Origin of the sequence: Spiroplasma endosymbiont of Megaselia nigra (assembly GCF_003987485.1) — a bacterium.
Classification (GTDB): Bacteria; Bacillota_I; Bacilli_A; order Mycoplasmatales; family Mycoplasmataceae; genus Spiroplasma.
The window spans coordinates 1-11,330 of sequence record NZ_RCOO01000023.1 but is presented as its reverse complement, the minus strand read 5'-3'; the positions used below and the strand labels follow the sequence as shown (position 1 = coordinate 11,330).

12 protein-coding genes are annotated in these 11,330 nt (G+C 23.7%); 3 read left to right on the top strand and 9 right to left on the bottom strand.

Annotation, left to right across the window (positions count from 1 at the left end):
• The 6 genes from D9R21_RS02055 to D9R21_RS02030 all read right to left on the bottom strand — a co-directional run.
• A partial coding sequence (locus D9R21_RS02055) for a hypothetical protein (protein WP_148108818.1) occupies positions 1-565 on the bottom strand: 565 nt, incomplete at its 3' end.
• 37 nt (positions 566-602) lie between these two features.
• Entirely contained in the window at positions 603-1,829 is a 1,227-nt protein-coding gene (locus D9R21_RS02050) for a hypothetical protein (RefSeq protein ID WP_126820898.1), read from the bottom strand.
• Between the two features lie 17 nt (positions 1,830-1,846).
• Positions 1,847-2,305, bottom strand: coding sequence for a hypothetical protein (locus D9R21_RS02045; RefSeq protein WP_126820897.1), 459 nt, complete (start codon positions 2,303-2,305; stop codon positions 1,847-1,849).
• Positions 2,306-2,316: 11 nt separating this feature from the next.
• A complete protein-coding gene (locus D9R21_RS02040; RefSeq protein WP_126820896.1) occupies positions 2,317-2,715 on the bottom strand; it encodes a hypothetical protein in 399 nt (132 codons plus the stop codon).
• Positions 2,696-3,148, bottom strand: a complete 453-nt coding sequence (locus tag D9R21_RS02035; protein WP_126820895.1) for a hypothetical protein — start codon at positions 3,146-3,148, stop codon at positions 2,696-2,698. Before D9R21_RS02035 ends, D9R21_RS02040 begins: the two co-directional genes overlap by 20 nt.
• Complete coding sequence (locus tag D9R21_RS02030) at positions 3,141-3,356, bottom strand: hypothetical protein (RefSeq protein WP_126820894.1); 216 nt, start codon at positions 3,354-3,356, stop codon at positions 3,141-3,143. The genes D9R21_RS02035 and D9R21_RS02030 overlap by 8 nt, the downstream gene beginning before the upstream one ends.
• Before the next feature lie 2,019 nt (positions 3,357-5,375).
• Here D9R21_RS02030 and D9R21_RS02025 point away from each other — a divergent pair.
• Complete coding sequence (locus D9R21_RS02025) at positions 5,376-7,112, top strand: hypothetical protein (RefSeq protein ID WP_126820893.1); 1,737 nt, start codon at positions 5,376-5,378, stop codon at positions 7,110-7,112.
• A 188-nt stretch (positions 7,113-7,300) separates the two neighbouring features.
• Here the strand turns inward: D9R21_RS02025 and D9R21_RS02020 are convergent, their stop codons facing one another.
• Positions 7,301-8,083: a ParA family protein gene (locus tag D9R21_RS02020; protein ID WP_126820892.1), complete on the bottom strand. Its 783-nt coding sequence runs from the start codon at positions 8,081-8,083 to the stop codon at positions 7,301-7,303.
• Complete coding sequence (locus D9R21_RS02015; RefSeq protein ID WP_126820891.1) at positions 8,070-8,399, bottom strand: hypothetical protein; 330 nt, start codon at positions 8,397-8,399, stop codon at positions 8,070-8,072. The genes D9R21_RS02020 and D9R21_RS02015 overlap by 14 nt, the downstream gene beginning before the upstream one ends.
• A gap of 594 nt (positions 8,400-8,993) precedes the next feature.
• Here D9R21_RS02015 and D9R21_RS02010 point away from each other — a divergent pair.
• Together D9R21_RS02010 and D9R21_RS02005 are read left to right on the top strand one after the other, a co-directional pair.
• Complete coding sequence (locus D9R21_RS02010) at positions 8,994-10,232, top strand: C39 family peptidase (protein WP_158613844.1); 1,239 nt, start codon at positions 8,994-8,996, stop codon at positions 10,230-10,232.
• A 24-nt stretch (positions 10,233-10,256) separates the two neighbouring features.
• On the top strand, positions 10,257-10,751 hold the full coding sequence (locus D9R21_RS02005; RefSeq protein ID WP_126820889.1) for a lipoprotein: 495 nt from the start codon (positions 10,257-10,259) through the stop codon (positions 10,749-10,751).
• 42 nt (positions 10,752-10,793) lie between these two features.
• Here the strand turns inward: D9R21_RS02005 and D9R21_RS06880 are convergent.
• Positions 10,794-11,330 (bottom strand): hypothetical protein (locus D9R21_RS06880; RefSeq protein WP_158613843.1); only part of this gene is annotated, 537 nt, incomplete at its 5' end.

Here is an 11,330-nt window from a genome sequence, read left to right as displayed (position 1 = left end):
CTTTATAAAAATCATTTCGGGCTAATTTACCAATTGTATATAATAAAGTTTCATTATTAGCCTGTTTTGTAAAATCAAATATTAATTTATCAGATAAAATCTTTTTACCCGTAACTTGTTTTACAACATCTTCTAAATTATTAGCAGTTATTACACCTAATTTTTCAAGTAGTTTAGTTTCTTTTGCTAATTTTAAAATTCTAGTTGTACGAGCAGCACGCGTTAATTTACCAATACCACCAATTGTTGGTAACAAATTTAAGGCAGTACTTTTTACTGTCACTTCTGAGGTTAAACTATCATATATTTGATTTACAGCAAAATCTGTTGCTGTTTCTACTCCAAATGAGATAAATGCTGCGGCAAAATTAGATAATCCTGCTCCCAAACCAATAGCAGAAGCAATCCCGCCAGTTAAAACTGACAAACCAAGAGCTAAAACTTGAATTCCTAAAAATTCGAGTAGTTGTAAACCAAAACTTTTTTGTTGTTGTTGGATTGACAATCTGGTTGGTATTTTTTTAACAGCATAAATAAGGGCTGTTTTAGATGTTCCAATTGGCATAATTTATAAAACGAAAAAGTACTATTTTTTAGTACTATTAAGAATTTTTAATTTTAACATCAATCAGACTTGTTTGACCAGTTGCTTTGTTTTTACCTTCAATTTGAACCTTAATAGTTTTATCATTTGTAATATCAAGCGGTCAGTCTTCACCCTTACTTTCAATAAAGTAATCAAAATCACTTTCAGTTAAAGAACTATCTACAGTTTTAACTGCTTTAAAAATAACATCTTTAAATTGTGGTTTTAATTGTTCTGGTGTTACTTGTGTTGGAGTATCAACATTAATTGTTGGTTTATCTAATTTATTAATTCCACTAATATCAATTTTTGTAACAATATGTTTAATAATTCCTTTCGTTTCAACTACCGCTCCACCTAAATATAAAACTCTTTCCATAATTAAAGTATTACCCATACCAGTACCTAAGGCCGCAGCGCCAACCCTTAATGGGGTGTGATCTTTTTTACGTAAGATAAGTTGGTCATATTTTTTGCTAAATTTAAAGGCAATTGCATTAACTCCATTTGGTAATAATTCAATTGTTCCTTCTGAACCATCTTTATTAATAATTGGTAATTTTTTTGGAACCATATAATATGTTGTTCCTTCAACAGTTTTCATTGCTCCACTTGTTGCAATTACGCTATTTATTTGGTCGTTTGCTCCAAGTTGTAACTGTAATTTATTACGAATTCCACGAATAAAATCAGCCGAACCCAATACAACTGTTTCTGATGGTGTAAAGCCATTTTCATATATTTTATCCATAATTTCATCATGGACTTGTAAAGCATTTGTATCATCTGCTTTTTGTCCTTGAATAGTTGTAACAATTCCTTTATTAATAATTTCTAAAATTTTATTGCGTTTATAAGCAACCTCCGTATCCATTGCTTGCTCAATATCGGCCGCTCAAAGATTAGGATTAAAATCACTTTCTACGGGGTCTAATTTACGAGCAAAAGTTAAAATTGTATCTAATTCAACTGTTCCATCTTCAAACTTTACTTCAGTGTAGTTTAAAAGACTGTCATCAGTATTAAATATTTTTCCATCTTTTCCTATACCTTCATTATATTGAATATTTTTCTTTCTTTTATATGTTAAACCAAACTTATTTGCTTCTTTTCACGCAAATAATGCCTCTCAGCTAAATTTTTGTTGATATGTATGTAGATATCATTGGTCAAATGATTCACAATCTTTTTGTGTTGCTTGATTAACAATATCGCCGAATATTCTTTGTGGATTTTGTGCCATAATTTACTTCCTTCTTTCTATTTATTAAATACATTGTCTGTATCTAAAATATTGTTTTCTTTATTTTCTGATTTTGGTACGCCACCAGTATTAACTGTTTGTACTTTAGTTAATTCATCATAAACACTTTGCAATTGTGCTTTAATGATTTCAATATAATCACTAATATCATAAGATTTTAATAAAACATTTTTAAAATCTTCATTATCAGTTAAAGAATTAATAAAATCAATTACTTCAATTTGTTTTAATTTAATTGTTTGTTCTTCAATTTGTGAAGTTAATTCAGTATTTTTTGTTTTTAGTTCGTTGATTTGTTGATTACTATTTTCTAAATTACTTGCATTAAATTCTTCAACTTCATCAGTATTTTCTAAAATAATTTCAGCAGTTTTAATATCTAAACTACCACTTTCATTTTTAATAGGTTCATTATTTTCATCAATAAGAACATATTTTACATTTTTTATTGCCATTATTTATCCTCCTATTTTTTAATATTTGTATTTGTTCTTTTTCTAATAGCCTTTTGGATAATTTCAAAACTATCAACTCGAAAAGATAAAAAATATCGTTTAGTTTTTATATTTAACTGATTAAATACTGAGCCTTTAATTTTTATCTCATCATCTTTTTTTAATTTCAAAAAATTAGTTAAAACAGATGGATTATATATTGATAATGTTGAGTAATTTAACCCATCTCATTGACATTTAGCCGAACAAGCATCAACTTCAACACCACCAGCAACTAGTGCTTTAATTTTGGTTTTAATAGGATTTTCATACAATCTAACATTTAACTCCAATTTATTAATCCTTTTATTTTTTATTTTAGTTTTATTAGTTACTGATGTTTTAGATAAATTACTTTTTCTTTCTGCCATTTCTATCAACTCCTTTGATTAAAAAATATTGTAGGTGTTTCCAAGCATCATGTTCATGTTCTGTCATTTTAATATTTCCTTTATAAAGATAATTTATTTTAACAACGGGTGATTGTAAAACATAAGTTAAATTAAATAGATATTTACATAAAACTTTTAAACCACCAATAAATTTAGGAGTAGATAATGGATTTTTTATTTTTAAACCCTTATGAAGTTGATAATCTTCAATTATTACAATAACTTTATTTAAATAAGAACAAATTTTATTTTTAAATTCATTTAATATTAAATACATATTACTTATTGCTTCTTCTTCATTTCTAGAATTAAAAGTAATATTATTAATTATTTTCTTTTGCAAAACATCATAAATAATAATACCAGTTTGTCCAATTCCAGCAGGATCAACTGTAATAATATATTTAGTCATTTTTATCCAAAATAGATTCTATTTCTTTTGTTTTATATTTTTCAACAAAATAAAACCAATTATCAATAATTTTTAAATTGCATTTTAATTTTGATATTTTTAACTCTGTTTTGCTATTATTTAATACTTTTTCAATTATAAAATTATTGTTATCATCTTTTATTGGTTTTCAACCATTGCCAATTTTATAACACATTACAAAACGCATATAGTTTCCTCCTGTTTTAAAAATATTTAAATAAATCATCATTTATAATTTAAAAAATAATTAATTTATAAAAAATTAAAAAAACTGTATAAATACAATTCAAATATTTATAAATTAATTATTTTTTAAATTTAAAACCTTTAAAATTATTATTTATTTAACAAAAATTAAGTAAGGTGGATAGGACCTAACTATACTTTTAAAAATTAATTAAAATAAAAGATTAAACTATAATTAATTTTAATATTTAGTCGCTTTTAATTGTATTTATAACAATTTAAATATTAACAATTAAAATAATTTAATCGCTAATATCTAAATTATAACAGACGAAATAAAAAAAACAATTAAATTTAAAATTTAATTGTTTTTTTTATTTCGTAAATAGTTTTTAAAAAAAAATAATTTATGTGAACTAAAATTATTTAAGTATTTTAAATTAATATCTTAGAAATTGTGGAATAATATATCACTTACTTATTTAAGTTATATTACTTTTAATTTTATTGTCAATATATTTTTATATTTTTAGTATAAATTTTTATTAAAAAAGTATAGTAAACAAAATACTATTGAACTTTATTAAAAAGTATATAAAAAACACCAATTAAAAGCGACTAAAATTGGTGTTTTTTATATATTGAGTAATCTTATGAGTTGCTTACTCAATGTATATTATAACAACAAATATAATATATACAATAAAAATAGCCTTTAATTTTAAAGGCTATTTTTGCTTTAAGTAGACAAAAAATCAAATTAAAATATCTCTTTAAATTGCAAATCATAAGAAATAATTAATTTATCTACCAATTTCAATTATAACAAAAAAAAAGGGTGGACAGTTTTTATAAAAATATTTTCATGTTATAATTTAGATATTAGCGATTAAATTATTTTAATTGTTAATATTTAAATTGTTATAAATACAATTAAAAGCGACTAAATATTAAAATTAATTATAGTTTAATCTTTATTAAAAGAAAAAACTTCTAATTAATTTACATAATGTCTCTAGATAGTTAATTGTATTAAAAACAATTAACTATTTTTAATTTGTTGTTGTGAATAAATTAAAAATAAAAATTTAATATGTAAGTGAATAAACACTATAAAAAAGCCGGCCGAGGCAAGCGCATTATTAGGGCGTGAGGAAGTATGTAAATCGGCGTTGGTTATTGTAAAATAACTAAACGATAGTGGTGATAAGGTTTGGGGCATATCGAACCACAATAAAAATAGAGATAAAACCTTTATATTTTTTATCGTTGTAACTAGGGTGTGTTTAGTGAGGTAAAAAATTAAATAAGTCCGAGCGAGGAGAGGTAGTGGGCTCCGTGGATTAAAACACATATAAGGCATTTTTTAGTTTTGCTAATTCTAAAATTTGTATGCTTATGGGTGTTTTATGTAAAAATTAGAAACAATAAATAAAATAGTGTAAATATAAAAAAATAAAATTTAATAATTTAAATTATATTTTATTTTAAAAATTCTAATCACTTATTTCCTTTATCATTTCTTTAATTGCTTTACATACTTTATTATATTCTGGTGCTGAATAACTAAACAACTTACCTTTTTTATTTAAAAATTTATATTTTTTTGCTATTAAAAAATTATTATTTGATTTTTTTATTAAATTAACTAATAAAGCATGTTGTCTTTTAGTACAAGAAATGAAAAAATTACTTTTTCAATTTTTTTATAACCATACTTATTTTTATGTTGCTTTTGTTGTTCTATTGGTATTGGTTTTAAACATTTATAGCATGTTTTAACAATAAATTTACTCTTATTCTCAGATTTACAAAATTAACACTTGTATAAAAAAGTTTTGTTTCCTTGTTTCTACTATGTACCATATTATAACTCATACAAATAATTTCTTTCTTATTTTTATTATAAAATAAAAAAATATCTTATTTAGATAATTTTTATTTAAATTAATTTGCTAGTAATCTAGTAATTGATAATTAAATTATAACATAAAACCTTAAAAAAGGAAGCTATTTAAAAATGCAAGATTTTACAAAAATTAATAACAAAAAACGAATTATTAGTTATGAACATTTAAATAAAAAATATGATTTAAATTTTAGCGACTATAATTTTGGTTTTGATTGAGAAGTATTTAAAGATTTTGTTGGTGATAGTTATGCCCGATATTTTACTTCATCCTGTTTTTTTAAGTTTGTTTCAGCTGGAAGAGGTACAAATAAAACATGAAACCATCTGGCTGAAAAATTATTTATGGCTTGTAATTTTACCGATGCTTCATCTAACATTTTACGAAGATATGCCAATACCCATGATGATACCACTTTTGGCGATACAATTAATGTCTGCAACTATCTATATGATAAATATGGGATTGATATAGGACCTGAAAATGAAAATGGCATTGTTTGACCTAAAAATGTTAAAGAAGGTGGTGAGATTGTTTTTCCTAGTGGTGTTAGGATTAGTTTTGCTGGTTATGCTAATGGTAATAAAATTATGGGAAAAGTTGGTAAAGGTAGCGGTATTATATTGGCATGAACTGACGAAATGATACATGCGGAAGAAAAAGAAATCTTAACTGATAAAGAACTAGATAAAAGATATAACAATTTAAGAGTTTCAATGTTTCGTTCAAAAAGTTTAAAAGTATCTTATGAAAAATACACAGATGAAAATGATAACGAACAATATAATTTAGACAATCCTATTCCAATAAAAGAATTATCTTGGACATTTCAAGAATGAGATAATATAACAAAACAATACATAACAGTAACAAGATATTTTCATAAAACATATTCTAATCAATTTACTTTTAACCCTTTTGATAAATACCATGTATTTTATGAAAAATTTGTAACGCCATATCTACCTTTAAATGAAAGAATTAAAAATATTTTAAAAGAACACAATCAAATATATTCAGAAAACAAACAAGCATTTAATGGTTTGGGTGTTTTTAATTTACGATTAACAATGGGTTCTGTTTGAAATAAAATTCCTGATATTACTAAAAAACTTGTTTTAACAAACAAAGAAGAGCGACCTGACTTATTCGAACTTGAATACTATGGTTTTGAATATAACGATAATGACCCTAGCATTTATGTTTTACGAAATTATCGTAAATATATTAAAGAATATAATTTACAAGATTTTTATAATACTAATACAAAACAATATCAATTTGATAGTTATTCAATTGGTGTTGATTATGCTAATGGTAGTGAAGACCATACAGTGTTTTTATTTAGTGGTTATAAAATTAATGAAAATAATGAATATGATAAATATTTAATTGAAGAAAATATTGTTACCCCAAAAAACGCAATGAATTTAAATGAAATAGTTGAATATTACGGACAATGAATAATTAATACATTTGATAAATTTGATGGTTTTGAATATGCTACATTTCATTATGATATTAATGCCCACGATTTTATGCAAAAATTACAAAAAGATATTTATCCGTATTTAGGTTATAAAATTAAAATATTTAAAGCCAAAAAACATCAGACATCTCTTAATAAAGAAGCGGGAATAATTAATCGTGTAACATGAATAAGAAAAATGTTTGTTCAAGGCAAAATATATGGAATGTTAGATAATTTTCCATTTTTAGATAAGTGCATTAGTGAACTAAGATTTAATGATACCAAAACAAACACACCCGATAGTAAAATGTATCATGACCCATATGATGCTTTGTTTTATGGTTCTTATCCGTATCGTTTTAAAATGGGAATATAAAAAATTGCTGTTAAGCAACTTTAATTTTTTAATATTAAATTATTTACCGCAGTTTTTATCGCCTGTGTTAATAGTAAATCATTCATCATCGATCTTTTGAATAACAAAACCACAATTTTCACATTTACTTAAATCTTCATCTAAGCTTATTAATTTATGCATAAATATAGTTTCCTTCCTTTATATATTTATTTGATTTCCTTGATGAGTTCTTCATAGGCTTGTTTCTGACGCCAATAGTGTTGATTTTCCCAAACATTCGATAATTTGTTTTCAATTGTTTTAAAAATATCAGAATGTCTAATTTCGGTTTTTGAAATATATTTTTCTAATTCTTCTTTTTGCAATCAATTTAATATTGTCGCAGTATTAATATTTTCTTTTATATTATTAAATATAATTTTTATATCGGGAATGTTTCTCTTTTCTTGTCTACAAATAACATTTAAATTATCTCGCAAATCTAAAATTCCTTTAAAACTACGCATTGCGTCGTTCGTAGGAATTAATATTAAATCAGATAATATTAACCAATTTAAAGACATTTCATTTATTGTTGGTGGGTAATCAATCAACACATAATCATAACTATCAAAAATTTCTTGGTTTGATTGATAAATAATATCTGCAATAATGTATGTTTCTGTTTTATCATACATAGTTCCAATAATTAAACTACTTTTTGTTAATTCTTTTTGTGCGGGAATAATGTCAATGTTTTTATACTTAGATTTTTTTACAATCTTATTAATTTCAGTATTTTTAATAATATTTTTACTTGATATTAAATCCATTAACGACATATCAATAACATCATTTGTTTTAAAAAAATCCATAGTTAAATTTGCTTGCGGGTCAAGGTCAATTAACAAGACCTTTGCTCCATCAAGAGCAAATTTATAGGCAACATTTTCACATAAGGTTGTTTTACCGACCCCGCCCTTTTTATTGCTAAAACTAATCATCTTCATTATTTTTGTTTTCCTTTCCGTATCTTTCAATTAATATTTGTTCCATTAATGTTGATAATTTTCACTTTTTTTCTTTTGCTTCTTTTCGAAAAGAAATTGCTAATTCTTTTGAAATAGATAGTGTCGGGATAATTTCTCATTGTTTCTTTTTTATATATGGTTTTATATTTTTAAAATCCTTTGTATTATTTAATTGTTCTGGGATATCTGGTAATTTATTTATATCAATCTTTTTTGTTTGGGGCATTTTAATTCCTTTCTTTTTATTAATTTTAATAATTTTATTAAAATTAATATTTTTAATATTATATATCAAAAATTAACAAAATAAACAGTTTTTTAATTTTTTATTAAAATTAATATTTTTATTAAAAATATTAATTTTAATAATTTATCTTTTAAAAAAGATTATTAATTTTTCTACCATTTCCCCACGAAAATAACACTCGATGCGCCACAAACGACGATAGCAAAACAAGCAACAAAAAACCCTTATTTTATAAGGGTTTATTAATTGTATTTTCTATTTAAAATATAAAAATTTATTTTTGGGCAAGCGGTTGATTTTCTTAAATTTTTGTGATAAAATGACTTATAAGTTAAAAAAATTTTGAAATTCTTTCAAACAAATTTAGGAACCTTTATAAAATTCTTCGCTTAACGCTTAGAATTTTTCCCAAATATTTTGAAAAGCGTGGCAAAAGTTTTTTTAAACTTTAAGTAATTTTTCACAAACTTATGAAAATCACCGCGAGCCCAGATTTAGTACAATATAATCACAATAATAATCATTCTAATTCATCTCCTTTCTAAAATAATATCTTTTAAAATACTTGACTTGTATGTATATATATATATAATTTCAATGGATCTTGATAAAAATTTTCAAGATGAAAGAAAGGAAATAATAATGAAAAAACTTTTAAGTTTATTAAGTGTATTAACTATTGGTGGAACTGCTGTGCCAACAACAACTGCCGCCAGTCCTTATCAAAAAGAAGAAATTAATAATGATATTAATTTACAAATAAATAATGATTTAGAAAAATTAAATAGGGTTAAAAGAGGACATGAAGAATTCTTTTTAAAAGACCCCAATAACGGAAGCGAAGTTAGCAGAAGGTTTAGTCAAGGAGCTAATTATTGATGCGGTCCAGCATCTGTAGAGTGAATTCTTAGACATTTTCAACTAAATACAGACGCGGTACTTAATATAGCGAATAATGGGCGTGTACACAGATACGTAAATTTTCAACATTATTTATCAGATTTAATGAGAACACATAGTGTACAAAGTATAAATCAATCAATAGGTACAAGGCCTGTAAATTTAGTTAATGTAATTAATAGTTTTATTAATAATAATAATTTAAATAATAGAAGACAATACGAATCAATGGAACTACAACCAGAATATAATAACTATAGTCAATTTTATAATATAGTTTCTAATAGTTTAAGAAACAATATGCCGGTAGTTTTCGGCTTCACGGGAGTTATGCCCGGAGAATTTGAAAATCATAATCATTTTGTTATAATTACTGGTTTTGATGGAGATAATTCTGACTTAGAAACAATAGAATATACATATATGGATCCAGGATATGGAAGATTTAGACATTTCAGCGCCAATTGATTAAATGAAGCAATTAGAAATAATTCAGGGTTTTTAATTCATTATAATCAAATTGAATCACAAGAAACTCAAATTCCAAGACCAAATCAAACAGAACCAATGGATTTTTCTGGTCAAAATATAAGAAATATTTATAGATATTTTGAAAATTGTGGTACTTCCTTAAATAACAGATATATTAGATCAAATTCAAATAATAATCAATATTGCAAAAATTCAACAATATATGGTAATAAAATTAATATATTTAAAATTGCTAATACAGTTCAAATTGCAAATTTAAGAAAAGGAGACTTAAAACTTGGAGATACTTATATTGGAACTACAAATGGTCTTTATTTTTTAAGAAATAATATTCTTAAAAAAATTAATTATGTAAATGGAAATATAATTAACATTAGTTTAAAAAGTAGGGCACTAACAGCTGAAAATCAAAACGGAACAATTTATCAGGTGGATTATGATGTTAATAATACAGCCAGTTGATTATCTGGTCCAACTCCTCCTGAATAAAATTATTAATTAAGTAAATAAAATATGAAAAAAATATTAAGTATTTTAGGAATAATCACTTTTATAGCAACAAGTACAACAAGTTTAGTTTCTTGTAATACACCACAAAAATATACACCAGGAGAATTAGATAAATTAAAAAAAGAAAACCAAATAGATACTACTAACCAAGAAATAAGAAACAACTTAGAATGAATAGCACCCCAAGAAAAACCGTTTGATAATATTGATAATAAATGATATTATGTTGTATGACGAGGGGAAGAAAAAAATAATTGAAGAATAATTAATTTTAATTATAATTTTAATAATACAAAAAAAATAGATACATACAATTCATTTATTCTTTATATTACAGCAATTAAAAAATTACAAATATGAAATGAAATAAATAAAAATTGAACCGAATGAAGTAATGATAAAAATAAAATACAATATAAATATGTTTATCGTTGAAATTCAAATACACAAGAACCTAATTTAATTTTAGATGAAAACGGTAATATAAAAGTTAAATAAGAACAAACAAATATAAAAAGTCATTTTATTTAAAATGACTTTTTATATTTCCAATGTAATTAATGATAATATTTCATTATTTTTATTAAATAACTCTAAATTATTAATAATAATTTGTTCTTTTTCAGTAAAAATTATAATATCATACTTTCCATAACCTCAAATGCCAGATATTTCAATTTGATTTAAATTAAATAGTTTTTCGTATTTATAAAAAGTTATTTTAATACTATCTTCAACTAAATTTTTAGTCATACTTGTTCAAACTGTTTTAGAATAAAGTAATCTATATCATTGCGAAAAATAGTTTAAATAGTCTTCTATTTTGTCGTTAGAAATAATCAAACTAGTTAAATATTTACCATATTCACCATCTGATAATTTAATTTTTGATGGAATAAGAGAGGGAATATTGTTTGTTTCTAATTCATTTGTTATTGATAATCAATTAAAATAATTTGCTTCTAATTGATAAACAGGATTTTCTGAAATATTTTTGTTTTTAACATTTATTGTGGATTTAGAAAAATCAAAATAAAATGACTTTAATTCTACTACGCAATCTTTAAATTCTCAGTA